The sequence below is a fragment of the uncultured Winogradskyella sp. genome, from assembly GCF_963975125.1.
Classification (GTDB): domain Bacteria; phylum Bacteroidota; class Bacteroidia; order Flavobacteriales; family Flavobacteriaceae; genus Winogradskyella.
In genome coordinates this window covers 17,877-35,245 of record NZ_CAXBGB010000022.1, presented here as the reverse complement: position 1 = coordinate 35,245, position 17,369 = coordinate 17,877, and the positions used below count along the sequence as shown (strand labels likewise).

Sequence of the window (17,369 nt, the reverse complement as noted above, 5' to 3'; positions counted from 1 at the left end):
TGATGCACAAGTTAAGTTGTTAGCAGAACAGAAAGCTAAAGAAGAAGCTGATGCACAAGTTAAGTTGTTAGCAGAACAGAAAGCTAAAGAAGAAGCTGATGCACAAGTTAAATTGTTAGCAGAACAGAAAGCCAAGGAAGATTTGGTTGCAAATCCAAGTGATAAACTTGGTAAATCCCTAAAAGAAGTTACAAAACTAACAGATGATTCTAAAGCTGAGCAATTGAAATTATTAAAGGAATTTGATGATATCATCACTATTAAAGATAAAGATTTAAAAGACTTAAAAGAAGAAAACGATTTAAGCGATAAAGGGATTACGGTTAAGCCTAGACCTTTTAAGAGTGTTACTGCAGAAAACAATGCACTAAACACTATTATGTCCGATTTAGATAATGTTATTATTAATAGAAACGATAAAATTGAGCAATTGCAACAATTGAATGACGAAAGATCAAAGGTAGCAGGCTTTAAAGCAGATGAAGTGACGGTTTATTATAAAAAAGAAATTAAGCGTTTACAATCTGAGCAATTATCTGCTGTCAATACTAAAACGACGTTAGAGTCCAGACTAGAGATCATTAGACTAGCAACAGAATATGAGAAAAGAAGACGAATTAAACGTGCAGAATTCGATAATGAAGATGACAGATATTCGCAAGATAGAGCAATGTTACAAAACATTAAACGAACTACTGAATTGAGTAACACACCTCTAAAAGCAGAAGATTTTGATTTTGGTGAAGATCAAGGTAGCAATATTAAAATCTTAAAGAATATTAATAATGTAGAAAGTGGGTACTACCTAATAATTGCAGTACACAATGATGTGAAGAAAAGAAATGATTTTGTGACCAAAGTTGTGGCATCAGGAAGAACAAATATTGACTATTTTTACGATTTAAATACAAGTAAATATTACATATTTTATGATAAATTTGATAGTATTAATCAAGCTAATGAAGCCATGAAATCTAAAGGAAGCAGAGTGTATAATATAAAAATGTCCCTCGTGAAAATAGAAAATTAATATGAGTTAAGCGCAGCTTCGTTTTCTTCATTGCCCTATGAAGAAAGTGAAGAAATAAAATAAATATCATGAAAAAACCTACTTTTTCTAGAATAGTATTTGTTGCTATATTGTTATGTATTGGGGTACAAACATATGCACAAAATTATGAACCATTCACGCCTAGATTTGACCAGGACTTAAAAGGAGATATTGTCCTAATTGGAAATAATATCCTTGGTCCAGATAATAATGCATTTAATGATAATTCGGTATATAATCATACAGTAGATATGAGATATATTGATATAGACAGTGATGCATCTACATTTAGCTCCTCAAGTTCAGATTTAGAAATACCAAACCCTAATTGCTATAGAATTATATATGCAGGTTTATATTGGGGAGCTGTAAATCCAGGTAGTGAACCTATTACTGATGTAAAATTTAAAGGGCCAATTGGTGGTTATAACGATATCACAGGAACAATAATATATGACGCCAATGGTAATTCTGTAGATGGTGGTGATAGTTTTTCTTATGCTTGTTTTGCAGATGTAACTTCTATTGTAACGAGTTATGGTAATGGTATAGATTTAGGAACATACACTGTAGCTAATGTATCATCAGCAGAAGGAGAAACAGCAACATTCAATCCGTACAATGGTACTGGCCAATCTGCTGGTTGGTCACTTTTTATTGTCTATGAAGATCCCACTTTACCTGGTAAGTCAATTACAAGTTTTGATGGCTTTAGCGCAATTAGTGTTCCAGGTGCAAATCCTACATTAGATATTCCGGTTTCAGGATTTAGAACAATTCCTGCACCTGCTCCAGTAAGAGCAAATTTTGCATTTGCAACTCTAGAAGGTGATAGTCCAATTTTAGGAGATCGCTTGAGGCTAAATGGCGTAAGTTTATCTACAACAGACAGGCCAGAAACAAACTTTTTTAATAGTTCGGTTACGCAATTAAGTGCATTACCAGTAAATAATAGAGTTCCAAATAGCACCAATACTTTAGGGTTTGATACTGGTGTTATCGCCATACCAAATCCAGGCAACTCAGTTATTGCAAATAATGCTACAACTGGTACCATTCGATTAGAAACCAGTGGTGACACTTATTTCCCCTATTTCTTTGCATTTGCAGTAGAAATTATAGAGCCTAATATTGTGCTTACAAAAATCGTTGAGGATGATGCCGGAAATGACATTGGAGGTCAACTTGTTGGTTTGGGTTCTTCATTAAATTATGTAATTGGATTTCAAAATACTGGAAATGATAATGCTACTAATTTTCAAATTAGAGATGTTCTACCTATAAATATTATATATAATCACCCTACAGATTTGGTTTTGCCAGCTGGTGTTACAGTTGCAAGTTATAATCCTATGACGAGAGAATTAATTTTTAACATTGATAATTCTATTGTAGAAGAAAATGATCCTGTTTATGAAATTCGCATCGAGGTACAAGTCGTTGATGAATGTAATCTGCTAGCAGATGCCTGCTCAAATATTATAAATAATCAAGCTTTTGCTACATATAATGGGTTTTTTAATCCTACGTTTCAAATTACTGACGATCCAAGTTTAAATAGTAACACAGGCTGTTTATTTTCACCACAAGCAACTAATTTTTTAACCGACCTTGATTGTGCTTTTACTGAAGATATTGTACTTTGTGGCAACAGTATCGATTTAACAGCTGCAAACGGTTATGATTCATACTCATGGTCTGTTAACTCTTCAGGAACGCCTGTAATTGGTACAACACAAACCATTACTGTAACCTCAGCAGGAACTTATTATTCGTTTAATAATGCGATTGCACCATGTCAATCGATTGAACAAGAATTCATTGTTCAACTTTTTGGTGGTGATATTTCTAATCCCGTAATTCCTTATGCTGATGAAGTAGTGACATGCCCTAATGATGGAAAATTATTGCCAAACATATTTTTATGTGGTGCAGGAGATTCAAGATTTATTGAAACTAATATATCAGATACAACTTCTATCATCTGGGAAAAACTAGATGAATCTAGTTGTGCTGCCGTTATTGATTCTGATTGTGCAAATGAGGATGTTTCTTGTACTTGGAATGAAGTTGGTACTGGCTCAAATTTTTTAGCAGATACCTCAGGTCAATTCCGATTAACTATTAATTATCCTGGTGGTTGTTTTAATCAATTCTATTTTAATGTCTATCAAAACTTATTAAATGCTACTGTCGTTTCAACGGATATAATTTGTACAACAAACGGAAGTATTACGGTGAATGATGTACCATCTGGTTACGAATACAGTTTAGACGGAATAACATATCAAACTAGTAATGTATTTATAACAAATACTGCTGGTTCTTATACGATTTATATTAGACAAATTGGTGTACCTACAAACCCTTGTGTATTTACAGTTCCAGATGTTTTAATTAGAGATAGAGATTTCACAGCTTCATCAACAGTAACTCAACCACTTTGTTATGGTGATAAAGGGAGTATTCAAATTGTAGCTAATGATGCTGATCCACAATATTCATATTCTCTTTATGATGGTGTAACTTTAGTTAATAGTGTAGGGCCTATAATTGATAACAATTACATCTTCGAAAACTTAAACCCTGGAACTTATTCAGCAACAGTAGAAACTGAGAATGGATGTTTATTCTCTGAAGATGTTACTATAGTAGAACCACCTTTATTAACAATTACAGCTGCTATTACTAATCCTTTAACATGTACTGATGGTGAAATAACAGTTTATCCTGAAGGTGGAACGCCTCCTTATTTTTATTTTGTAAATAGTACGACAGATTTTCAATCTGTACCAGAAATAGTAGTTACAGCAGCAGGAGTTTACGATATCACTGTTGTAGATTCTAATAACTGTAGTGCGAGTACATCAATAACAGTTAATCCAATACCAGAACCAGATTTTAATATCAATACAGAAGATATATTATGTGGCGGTATAGGAGATACTGGAACTATTTCAATAATCGTAACTAATCCAAATGGAAACGCTATTCAATATAGCATTGATGGAGGTGCAACTTTTGGAAATTCATCAGTTTTTACAGGACTTATTGCAGGTGATTACGATGTGGTTATTCAATATACATCAGGAACTTCAGTATGTGCAACAAATGCACAAACAGTTACAATTAACGAAAACATTGCAATATCTGGAACGGCAGAATTAACTTCTGGCTTTACATGTACTGGAAATGGAACAATTACAGTAACTGGTGTTACTGGAGGTGACGCACCATATACCTATAGTATTGATGGAGTAACATTTCAAGCAAGTAATGTATTCACGGATTTAACACAAGGCACATATACAATTACAATTAGAGATGCTAACGATTGTACATCGATTACTAATGAAATTACAATTGATGCCTTAAATCCACCAACAGATTTAGAATTTGATAATTCTCCTGTAACATGCCCAACAAATACAACAGATCTTATTATTACAAGTACGAGTAGTGGCACAGGTATTTTAGAATATCAAATTATTGCGCCTACTTCTGCTTTAACAATTTATCAAACGTCTAATATATTTTCAGGATTAGAACCAGGAACTTATATGTTTCAAGTTAGAGATGAAAATGGTTGTATTTATGCTGAGTCTTATACGATCTACCCTATTCCTACTCCAACCGTAAATATAGTATTGACGGAAGGCTTAGATTGTACGGCTACACCAGATGCTATAATTACAGGGATCATAACTGGTACAACGCCTTATACTTATGCAATTTCTATAAATGGTAGCGCTTATGCTCCATTAGGAGCAACTGGATCACCTTTCAACTATTCAACAGCTACTACTGGTGATTACCAATTCGAAATTACAGATGCAAATGGTTGTACTGCAGAATCTTCTATAATTACTATCAATCCTTTGTCATTGCCACAATTGAGTCTTGTTGTAGAAAACAAACCTATTTTATGTAATGGTAATTCTAATGGAGGACTAGATATTACAATAGATACAACAGTAGGTACGCCTCCTTTTGTTATTAATGTAAATAACGATTCAACAGGGAATGACTTCGGGACGCAATCAACAGGTTTACCTGCAGGAACATATACAATAACCTTAACAGATGCAAATTCTTGTACTGCAACAGAAACGGTTACCATTGATCAACCAGACCCAGTTGTAGTTGATTATGACACGGTTGATATTACATGTGGTGCTGGTGGAGTTTCTCAAGGCTCAGTAATCATAAATTCTGTTTCGGGAGGAACTGCTCCTTATAACTACTTTGTTACAGGATCAAACGGATACAATAATTCAGAATTGAATACTGCAGGAACAACTTCTGTCAGCTTCGATGTCGTTGACTTTGGTTTATACCAAATCAATGTGGTTGATGTCAATGGATGTTCTCTATTAATTCAAGATGTACTGGTTGCCTCACCTCCTACGGATTTAGATATTAATATCACATCGACAGTAGATTGTGCTACAGGTGGTGAAGCTTTAGTAAGCATAGGTTCTTCTTTACCGAGTGCTGGACCTTTCTTCTTCAGTATTTATCAAGGACCTATTTCTGTGTATCCAAATCCACCGAATTCATGGTTGCCTGAAGATTCTCCAGGAAGTCAGTCCGCAACGTTTACAGGTTTAACACCTGGTTTAACTTATACATTTATCGTTTATGATACATCTACCCTTTGTAGTTATTATGAACCTGCAACTGCACCAATACCAACAAATTCAACATTAACTGCAACGGCAGTTAGTTCAAATAACATAACCTGTACTGGAAGCGCAGACGGAAACGTGTCATTTACAATTAATAGCAGTTATGGAAGTGCTGTAAACGTGAATTACGAAATTTTCGATTCCCTTACTTTAGCTAGTTCAGGGATATCAGGAACTGGCTCTGTAGCAGCAAATGGCTCTTTAATAGTAAATGATTTAGGCCCTTTAGGTTTTGGTAATTACTTTGTGTCTATAAGTGAAACATCTGGACCAAACGCTGGTTGTGGTATTGTTACTGCACCTTTCAATATTACGGAATCTGCTATTTTATTGAATTTAGATACTTCGGTAGATCAGAATGCAAATTGTAATCCGAATTCTGGTGTAATAAGTGTTATCGGTCAAGATGGAACCGCTCCATACCAATATCAAATAACAACAACTGCTACTGCTCCACTCGCTTCAGATACAAATTGGGCTTCGGCAAGTGTATTTAATATGGATGCAGGAGATTATTATGTTCACGTCATAGACGCTTATGGATGTATTGTATCAAGTCCAGTGATTGTGTTACCAGTTGACCCAACACCAACAATTTCTGCGGTTGTAAATAATATGTGTGCTATTACAGATGGCTATTATGAAATAGATGTCACTCTAGATACAGCAGGAATTTCTCCTTACAGCTATAGTATTAATGGTGGAGCATTTCAAACACAAACGGTGCCATTTACAATATCAAATTTATTTGCTGGTACACACACAATTGAAATACAAGATGTAAATGGTTGTGGTAATTTAGTTTCTGTTGATATATTTGTACCAATAGAATTAATACCAGAAGTCACAGCATTACCTTCGTGTAATAATGATGATGGAGAAATTACAGTTACAACAACTGGTGGATTTGGTTCATTTACTTATAGTATTGCTCCAAATCCTGCTTCAATAAGCTTAAGTGCTAACGTATTCTCTGGAGTACCTTCAGGATTATATACTATTACCATCACAGATACTGTGACTGCTTGTACAGAAGATGTTACTATTTCTGTAGCAGAAGCTGTAATCCCAACATTCACATTAACTCCAACAGTGGTAACTTGTTTTGGAGATAACAGTGGAGCATTCGATATAAACATCACAAACTATTCAGGCGCTTATACCTATGAAATCTTTGATAATTTAGGAGCTTCGGTAACAGGAATTGTAAATGCAAACACAGCTACAAATCCAGAAACTGTTACAGGCATGCAAGCTGGTACATTCTCAGTTGTTATTACTGAAACAGCAGTGCCATTTTGTTCTAATAGTTCTAGTGTTATTATTGCTTCTCCATCGGAAGCTTTAACGCTTGTACTTTCTGAAACTTCAAATGTAACTTGTAATAATAATCAAGGTACAATCACAGCTATTGCAGATGGTGGTTGGGGAGATTATGAATATGAATTAACAGGAGATGCAACTGTAGCATATTCATCTAACAATACATTCACCGATTTATCAGCAGGGACTTATACTATAAATGCTAGAGATGCTGAAGGCTGTATTACTTCTGAAACGATTACGTTAGACGAGCCAACACCAATTTCGGCAACATTTACACCTACTACAGTAGTATTATCTTGTTTTGGAGATCAGAATGCGAGTATCACCGTAATTACAGTTTCTGGTGGACAAGGCACTAATTATGTCTATACCTTAAATACAATTTTACCAACGGTAAGTTCATCTGGTCCACAAACATCAAACACATTTAATGACTTGGGAGCAGGAACTTATTCAGTAACTATTAATGACGGATTTGACTGTGAGATGACATCCTTAGATATCGTTATAAGTGAGCCTACTCCAATTGAAGTTAGTTTAGTTCGTACTACAACCCAAACTTGTTTAACAGCATCTTCATTAACGTTGAGTGCAACTGGAGGAACTGGAACTTACACTTACAGTGATAATAGTACTTTTGCAACAACATTAGGTACATTCAACACATCTACAACATTTACAGTATCTGAAGGTAATTATGTTTATTATGTTAGAGATGCCAACGGTTGTATAGCCAATATTTCTAACGAAATTACAATTGATCCACTACCAGAGTTAGTCATTAATTTAGAATCTTCTAATCCATCAATTAATTGTTCTGGCGACAATAATGGATCAATTTTAGCAACTGCACAAGGTGGATTAGGAAATTATATTTATTTGCTTCAGGATGGCTTAGGAAACACAATTCCAGCCACACAAAATAGTCCAGGTTATTTCACAGAACTTATATCTGGTGATTATATAGTTATGGTAGAAAGTGGTGATTGTAGTTTCTTAACTGCACCAATCACAATTACACAGCCACTTGCTCCGCTTGATGCTTCAATTGAAGTAACTGATGTAACTTGTAATGGTAATAATAATGGCTCTGTTGAAATCACAGCTACTGGTGGAACAGGCATTATTAAATACGCTATTTCGCCACAATTGAATCAGTTTTTTGAAATTAATGTTTTTGAAAACTTAGCACCTGGTGATTATGATCTAATTGTACAAGATATTTTAGGTTGCTATTTAACCTTCAACTTCACAATTTCTAATCCAGAACCTGTCATTTTAACTATTGTAGCAGATTCTTTATTTCCAGAAGTTTGTGAAGGTGATGCTAATGGTGAATTTAGTATAGATATCGCTGGAGGAAACTTACCATATAGTGTAAGCCTAGATAACTCTAATGGAGTCTATACGATAGGGAGTCCTACACAAACACAATTTGACTTTACCAACTTGGGTGGTGGTGATCATATTGTTTATATACGTGATGCTCAAAGTTGTGAATCTGAATGGAATATCACATTTCCTCCTTCTATCGTTATTAATCCAGAAATTAGTATTGAATATGTTTGTGATAATAACACGCAAGGCAATACAGTAACAGTTACAGTAGATGATTCTATCACTGATCTTACCGATTTAGATTATTCATTAGATGGTGGGCTATACCAAGGTAGTAATATCTTTACTAATGTGCCTGTAGGATTAGGGCATTATATTGATGTTAGACACACTAATGGCTGTATTCAAACCACAGATTTATTTGACATAACAAGTTTCGACTCCTTAACTCTTACTTTAACTGAGGGCGAATTAAACGAATTCATCGCCAATGCCTCTGGCGGATCTGGAGATTATCAGTTTACTATGAACGATGAAGATTATGGAGATGTTTATACCTATATCATTACAGAATCTGGAATGTATGTAGTCACGGTTACAGATAGTGCTGGTTGTATTGCCACAGCTCAAATAGAACTTGAGTTTGTAGATATCTGCATTCCGAATTGGTTTACACCAAATGGTGATGGTACTGCAGATACTTGGGCACCAGGTTGTACAGAGAACTATCCAAACTTAACCTTCGATATTTTTGATCGCTATGGACGTAAAGTAGCAACTTACCATGTTGGTGAAGTGTGGGATGGTAGATATAATGGAGCAGAGTTGCCTACAGGAGATTATTGGTTTGTTGTAAAAACAAATGACTCAAACTATGATAAAGAATTTGTTGGACATTTTACACTTTACAGGTAATGCCTAAAGCATGATAAAAGATATTAATATGAAAAAAACTATACTATATATACTTCTTTTGGTTATGTCATACAGCTATAGTCAAGAATTAAACTTACCAGTTTTTACGCAATATTTAGCAGATAATGATTTTGTAATTTCACCAACTTATGCTGGTATAGGTGATAATTTAAAAATAAGAGCCAACGGACTTACGCAATGGGTTGGGATAAAAAATGCACCAGACAATCAATCTGTATATGCAGATTTTAGAATAGCTAATCGCTCAGGAATTGGGATATCTGCTTACAATGATAAAAACGGAAATACACGACAAAAAGGTGTGAAATTTTCTTTTGCGCATCATTTAACTTTAGATTATAAAACGAAACAGTTTTTATCACTAGGTATTTCTTATAACATTAATAGTTTTAGAATTGATATTGAAAATTTTAATACAACTTACGACGTACCTATACTTGACCCAGCAATTACTGACGATAGGTCTGTCTCTAACAATAATTTTGATGCTGGTTTACTATACAGATACGATAAGTTCTATTTAAGTCTAAATGCTAATAACTTAATAGGTAAAGATACAGACGGTTTTTTAGGACTTGAACCAAGCAGACTTCTAAACTATCAATTGTATTCAGGTTATGTAATTTCAAGTAAAAAGAATAAAGATGTTGAATTTGAACCTTCTGTATTCTTTCAGTTGTTTGAAAGTGATAAACGTTCTAGTACAGACATTAACTTTAAATATCGTAAGTTCAATAGAATGGGAGACTATTATTGGGTTGGTGCTTCTTACCGATTTCTTAATGACCAATTTTTAGACCCCTTAAATATTGGGCCTATGGCTGGCACACAGTGGAACAATCTTTATTTTGCATATTCCTATCAGATAACCATAAACGATTTATCTGGTTTTAATTCTGGGACACATATGATTACTATTGGCTTAGATTTATTGCAAAGTGCTAGTAATTGTGCTTGTACTCGAGGTACTAGCCAGAGTTATTACAGGTAATTTATAATGTATATTTTAATTTACTTCTAATTTATAACCTATACCGTGTACATTAGTTAATTTAATTGAGTTATCACTTTTTAGTTTTTTGCGCAGTTTAGAAATATAAGTGTCTAGACTTCTACCCACAAAAACACCATTGTCTTCCCAAACGCGCTTTGTTAGCTCATTTCGCTTTATAATTTCATTTGGTCTTGCAACAAAAAGCTCTAACAATTCACATTCTTTTTTAGAGAGCGAAATTTCTTCAGCTTCTTTTACGAGTTTATTTTGTTCAGGATAAAAGTAAAAACTACCAAGTCTTTCTATTGCTTCGTTGTCTTGTTTGGTCGTATCAGACTTTACTTTCTTATATATTAAAAAGCCAAAACCTATTAAAACCAAAAGAATAATACTGTATGTGATAATTTTGCTCATCTTAAATCCAGCAGTATTATTCGTAAACTTTACTTGTATTACATAGCAGTCTTTTTGTAAATATCTGCCAGCACAAGGAATTATAGTGCTTTCTAACTCAGCACTCATTTGATAACTGTAAGCTACTTCACTATCGCTGCATTGCAGTACCTCTACTCGGTAATATTCTGGTAGTTGAGATATTAAAAAACTATTTTGGATAATGGTTACTAAAGTGCCAGGTTCTATAAACAAAGTATTGCTAAACTCTAATTGAAATTTATGAGACTCCAATTCTACAACTGGTAATACTAATGATTTAGAATCCTGATTTGAAAGTAATAATTGATTTCCAGCATCACGTAGGCTATTTTTGTCCGCTCAGAAAAATCATCATTATCCATATTAGTACATGATAATATCATTACAAATAGCACGAATATAGCAAATAGACTTAGTAGATAAATAGTTATCCTCTTCATATGAAATGTAAATAACATATAATTCTACGACATTTTACACCAGTTTACATTTCTTTTACATTTTTTTGACATTCTTATTTATGCCTCAGTCTTTTTTGGACGCCAAATATTAATCAAAATTAAATTTTTAAGAGAAAAAGAATTTTACGCATTGAATTATAATTTGCACAAGACACCGATTATAAAGGTTTTGAATACATGAGATGTGCTAATGGTTGGAGCAATCCAGAAAGTGCAGAATTTTTTACCCATCCCTTTTTCTTAAAAATGTGATGATGATTTGCGTAATTTTATTTGAAAATGAGTGTTTTTGATTCAATTTTTTACTAAAAAAGTAATCACTCTACATGTTAATGTAAAAATAATCTATAGAGAAAAGAAAGATAAATATAGTATTCTCCTTAGGTATTGAAGATAATGTTTAGGATAAACTAAATACCATAACCTAAGTACAAAATCTCTATGTCAAATAAATACAAAACCTCAAATAGAACTTCTAAATATGCATAATGAATTGTAGCCTTGATGCTATTTTTTATTCTAACAAATAAAGAGTTACTCTTTTGTAAATTTAATTTTAGAGTTTAATTGTCAGGGATATAAGGCTATTTTAAATGTAAAAAAGGGCTACGAACTTACCTATTAAAGGATTTATTATCAATTAGTCGAATAATAAATTGTTTAATTGATTAAATGGTTAGATTTAGGTGCTCTAAATGAATAAATTTAAAATAATATCGCTTGTTAAAATAAGCGCCTTCACCGTTTTTCTGGGAAGGGCTTATGAGTTGTATTTTTTTGGTGCACCATTTAGAGCTATACTTTGGGACGAAAGTTTATTAACTCCAATTGTAGAAGGATTATCCAATTATTCTTGGGCAGATTATGCAACGAGTTCTAGGGTAAATCAATGGATTGATGGCTTTACTAAGGCAAGTAGCTTCATATTTTTGGCGGCTGCTTTAGTTAGTTTGTTTTGGGATAAAATAAAGGTACTTAGAGTAAAAAAAATTATTTTAAGTGTAGCAATGTTTATACTGCTTGTTATTGGTATTTGCATGGTGAAGGATAAAAACTATGAGTATTTGTTGTTTTTTGAGTTATTCATTCAGTTCTCGGCACCTGTATTGTTATTGCTAAATGTTCGATTTGATGTTATTGAAAATAAAAAAATTATAAATGGATTAAAAATAGCTATTGCATCTACATTTATTGCTCATGGCCTTTTTGCTATGGGACTGATCTATTTACCAGGTCATTTTGTGGACATGACAATTATAATACTTGATGTTAACGAAGCACAAGCTACAAGTTTTTTGTATATAGTTGGTTTATTAGATATAGTAGCATCAATTATGATATTTATTCCTAAACTATCGAAATACGCATTATTGTATATGATATATTGGGGTTTTTCAACTGCTTTTGCTAGGTTGATGTCAGGTTATAGTCAAAATTTTATGGCTTCATCAATACACGGCAGTTTATATTTAGTTATTTATAGACTATCACATGGTATTGTACCATTACTAGTCTTAATTATTGAAGAAAAATTAAAAAAACTTAAATTACCTACTAATGAAATTTAAAACATTTTTAACTCAAATACTATTTTTAGTATTTTATTCTGCATTTGCGAATAATGGTAGATATCGTCTAATACTAGTGGATGATCCATCAACGACAATTACAATTGCTTGGGATCAATCATCAGGAACAAGTCCAGTAGTATATTATGGTACTTTAGACGAGGGTACCAATTATTTGAATTACCCTAACTCTAAAACAGTAGATAGAGTTGTGGTCGACAAAGATATGGACAATACATTTGCGCGTTTAACAGGGTTATCAGCTAATACAAATTACTATTTCGTTATTAACGATAGTGAGGGCACTAGCCAAAGGTTTTGGTTTAGAACGGCTCCAAACGACAATAGTCGTTTATCTATTATTGCAGGTGGTGACTCAAGAAATTTCAGAACTCCAAGAAGAGCTGCAAATTTATTAGTAAGTAAATTGAAACCTCATGCTGTACTTTTTGCTGGTGATATGACAGATAATAGTACAGACCTTGAGTGGAAAAAATGGTTTGATGATTGGCAAGATACTATAGCTAGTGATGGGAGAATGTTTCCAATTATACCTGCTCGTGGTAATCATGAAAACGCAACAGATATTTATGATTTATTTGATACACCAAATACAAACTCATACTATGCTTTAACGTTTGGTAATAGTCTTTTCAGAGCCTATACGCTTAATTCCGAGATTTCGGTTTTTGGAAATCAATTGACTTGGCTTCAAAATGATTTATCTGCTTCATCTGGTGTAATTTGGAAAATGGCGCAATACCATAAACCAATACGTCCCCATACAGCATGGAAAGCAGAAAATAATAATCAATACGATGCTTGGGCACAACTTTTTTATGATGAAGGAGTGCGTTTGGTTGTAGATTGTGACTCACATGTTGCAAGAACAACTTGGCCATTAAAACCGTCTTCAGAGCTAGGAAATGATGAAGGCTTTGTTGTAGAACAGACCAACGGAACTGTCTATACTGGTGAAGGATGTTGGGGAGCACCTTTAAGACCAAATGATGATGATAAAAGTTGGACTAGAAATTCAGGCAGTTTTAATCAGTTTAAACTCCTATTTGTGGAGCCGTCAAAAATAGAACTACGTACTATAAAAGTAGATAACGCTATGGATGTTGGTGAAGTAAGCAATACAGATCCTTTTACTTTGCCGAGTATGCTAGACGTCTTTTCTCCACCAACAGGAGATGTTGTAATTATATCAAATTCAAATGATATTTTTTGTCCAGTTGTATATAGTCCTTGTGATGATGAAGATTCAGATACTGTTTTAGACGAAGAAGATGGTTTTTGTAATTGCCAAGGTTTCGATTCTTATGATAATACAGTATTTACTACACAAGTATTGTACTCTAGTGATGATGCAGAAGAAATTACAGGTACAGTTAACACTAGTAGTAGTGACTTAGAGTTAGTTACAGACAGTGATGTTCAATTGGTAGGTCTTCGTTTTGATGGTATTGAAATTCCTGAGAGTGCTACAATCCTTAGAGCTTATATACAATTCTCTATTGATGAAAGAATTACACCGCAACCAACCACTAACCTAGTCATACATGGGGAGTTATCGCCAGATAGCAATACCTTTTCTAATACTAATAAAATCTCAACGAGAACCCTTACAACTAATTCCACATCATGGGACGACGTAGCAGATTGGGGATCTATTGATATTGCTGGTGCTAATCAAAGAAGCCCTGATTTAAGTGATGAAATGAACGAGATTTTTGCACAACCTGGTTGGGTAAATGGTAATGCAGTAGCCTTCATTATTTCTGGTACAGGAAAACGTGTAGCGGATTCTTACGATGATGGAAAACCTCCAAAATTAATTGTTCTATTTGATACAGATTGCCCTTTAAATGATATAGAAATAGGAGCGATTAGTGCTTGTGATGAGATGACCGACACCTATTCTCAAGATGTTATTGTGACCTATCAAAATGCACCAGTCACTGGCACATTAAATGTTAATGGTCAAGCATTTGCAATAGGCACAAGTCCGCAAACAGTGACCTTAACGGGTTTAAGTGCAAATGGATTTGATGTAGATATCACAGCAGTTTTTAGTGACGTTCCTACATGTACAATATATAAAGAAAGTATATACGAAGCACCTAGTGCATGCAGTAATGGTGGTTTGCCAAATAATATACCAAATGATAATTTAAACATAGCTCTATTACCAGATGCTACTGTTAGTGGTAATGTTGTTAATGGTAGAGGAGTCCCAGAAGAAATTTTATATGATCCATCAATTGGAAATTATTATACTGTCACTGCATTTAATGAATATGGTCTTGCTTTAAATAAAGATATTGGTTCACCAGTAGATCCAGATAAAGGTATGAAATGGCAAGTTAATTGGACAAATGTGAAGTATATAAACTATATTACATTTGGTGGTGTATACACTTTCAATTCTCAAGGTCAGCCCAATACATTATGGCGTATTAGTTATCGAGTAGACGGAACATGGATAATTTTAGAAGAAGGAACTGGTGGATGGATTGATGGCGGCATATATGAATGGGGAGGAACTTCTTTTAATCCTATAGAAGCAGATGCATTAAGAGTTCAACTCTATAGTGATGGATTTAACGAAGTGAAAAGCACTCACTTGCGAGGGCGAGGTGGAATATCTACTAGTTTTGATGATAGCAGTACAACCACAAAAGCAACATTAATTCAATATTTATCACCAGGAAATGCTTGTAGTGTTGCGATTCCTTCTGGCTCAATATTATATTGTGATGGTGATTGGATTAATACCGATGGTCCAGATGAGACTTCAGGAAGTATAGATACTATTATAGCAAGTGGCATATATATTATTGATGCAGATAAAGACGTTGAAGTTAATGACTTAGAAATATCTATTGGAGCTACAGTTATTATAAAAGAAGGAGCTAGCTTAACAATTAAAGGTAATTTTATCAATAATGGTATTATAGAATTAGAATCTACATCAACTAAATACTCGAGTTTAATTGTAGATGGCACAAGTACAGGGAATGTATCTTATAAGCGTCATGTAAATGCCTTTAATGGTTCTACAGGTAATGATTTGGTGTCTTCACCATTTTCTGGACAGACCTTTGGTGCTTTTGCAACTAATAATCCAAATTTATTTGAGAACCCTGGGAATACCGTTCAAAAGTTATTTGGACCATTTAATGAACTTTCTGGTAGCTACGAAACTTATTTAACAACAACTAATGCGGCAACGCTATTAGAGAAAGGTAATGGTTACAGGGCTGCTAGAGATGCTTCTGAAGATGGAACTAGTGGTACTACACTAACGTTTACTGGTAATGTTGAAACAAGTGCAGTAAATGTACCTATAGTAGCTGGAGGAGCAAGCAACTGGAATTTAATAGGAAACCCATACCCAAGTTATCTTAAAGTTCAAGACTTTTTAAATTTTATGGCAAATTCTGGTTTAATTGATGAAAATGCCGTTGGTATATATGGATATGATGGAGCGGCTGCAGATAGTTGGACTATATATAATTTAGCAACCACTACTGCGAGTACAGTCATTACACCTGGTCAAGGCTTTTTTATAGATGCTGAAGCCTCTGGAAATATGTCTTTTACTCCAAGTATGAGAAGTAAAGGTTCTGACGATGATTTTATTTTAGGACGTAATTCTAATATACTCACTTATTTAAAATTAAATGCAAGTGCAAATAATAAGACCTATCATACAGATTTTTACTTTAATCCTAATGCAAGTCTAGGACTAGACCCAGGTTATGATGCAGCTGTTTGGTACGAATCCCCTCCTAGTTTTGCCGTATATTCTAATTTAGTCCAAGAGAATACTGGTGTTCCGCTAGCATTACAGGCATTAAATGATAATGATTTATCAAATGTTGTAATTCCATTAGGTGTTAATGCCAATGCAAATGAAGCATTAACCTTTAGTATTTTAGAATCTACAATTCCTAATTCAGTCGATGTTTATTTAGAAGATACAATAACTAATACATTTACATTATTGAATTCTAGTAATTATACATTGACGCCTTCAAGTGCTATTTCTGGGATAGGACGTTTCTATCTGCGCTTTGAAGTTAGTATTCTTAATACTGTTGAACAACCTTTGGAAAGCTTAAGTATATATGCAGATTCTAAACAAAAAACCATTGTTATAGATGGACAATTGCTTAGTGATACTGGTTTTAAACTTTACGATATTAGCGGTAGAGTAGTAAGTTTTATACCATTAGACATTACTAGTACAAAACAATCTATTAATATAGCGCAATTAAGTACTGGAATATATATTGTTGAGTTAATATCTGACACAAACGAAAAGCGCATAGAAAAATTGATTATTAAATAACCCTATTAATACAAAACTTAAAGAAACGAAGCGTGGTATCTAAGATACTGCGCTTTTTTGTAGGATGAAGTGTCACTTAAACCATCTAACTACTTAATACACAAAACACATATAGGCTACAGTGAACGTTGATAATTGATTTTAGTCGTTTAACATAGGACTTAGTCCTTGATAAAGCATCTTGGTCGAAATCTTAAAGGGTTTAATGCTTT

Annotated in this window: 5 protein-coding genes and 1 pseudogene; 5 read left to right on the top strand and 1 reads right to left on the bottom strand. The window is 33.7% G+C overall.

Going from position 1 to position 17,369, the window contains the following annotated elements; all coding sequences use genetic code 11:
- The 3 genes and pseudogenes from AAC053_RS05010 to AAC053_RS05000 all read left to right on the top strand — a co-directional run.
- Positions 1-1,030, top strand: a pseudogene (locus AAC053_RS05010) (hypothetical protein); the annotation flags it as partial.
- 68 nt (positions 1,031-1,098) lie between these two features.
- Entirely contained in the window at positions 1,099-9,318 is an 8,220-nt protein-coding gene (locus tag AAC053_RS05005; protein ID WP_339753584.1) for a T9SS type B sorting domain-containing protein, read from the top strand.
- Between the two features lie 28 nt (positions 9,319-9,346).
- Entirely contained in the window at positions 9,347-10,330 is a 984-nt protein-coding gene (locus AAC053_RS05000; RefSeq protein ID WP_339753581.1) for a type IX secretion system membrane protein PorP/SprF, read from the top strand.
- Positions 10,331-10,345: 15 nt separating this feature from the next.
- Here the strand turns inward: AAC053_RS05000 and AAC053_RS04995 are convergent, their stop codons facing one another.
- Positions 10,346-11,020 carry a winged helix-turn-helix domain-containing protein gene (locus tag AAC053_RS04995; RefSeq protein ID WP_339753578.1) on the bottom strand — a complete coding sequence of 225 codons (675 nt, stop codon included), beginning with the start codon at positions 11,018-11,020 and terminating at the stop codon, positions 10,346-10,348.
- Between the two features lie 904 nt (positions 11,021-11,924).
- Between AAC053_RS04995 and AAC053_RS04990 the strand changes: the two genes are divergently transcribed.
- Together AAC053_RS04990 and AAC053_RS04985 are read left to right on the top strand one after the other, a co-directional pair.
- Positions 11,925-12,797, top strand: a complete 873-nt coding sequence (locus AAC053_RS04990; protein WP_339753577.1) for a hypothetical protein — start codon at positions 11,925-11,927, stop codon at positions 12,795-12,797.
- Positions 12,787-17,157: a fibronectin type III domain-containing protein gene (locus tag AAC053_RS04985; protein ID WP_339753575.1), complete on the top strand. Its 4,371-nt coding sequence runs from the start codon at positions 12,787-12,789 to the stop codon at positions 17,155-17,157. Before AAC053_RS04990 ends, AAC053_RS04985 begins: the two co-directional genes overlap by 11 nt.
- The last annotated feature ends 212 nt before the right edge of the window (positions 17,158-17,369 follow it).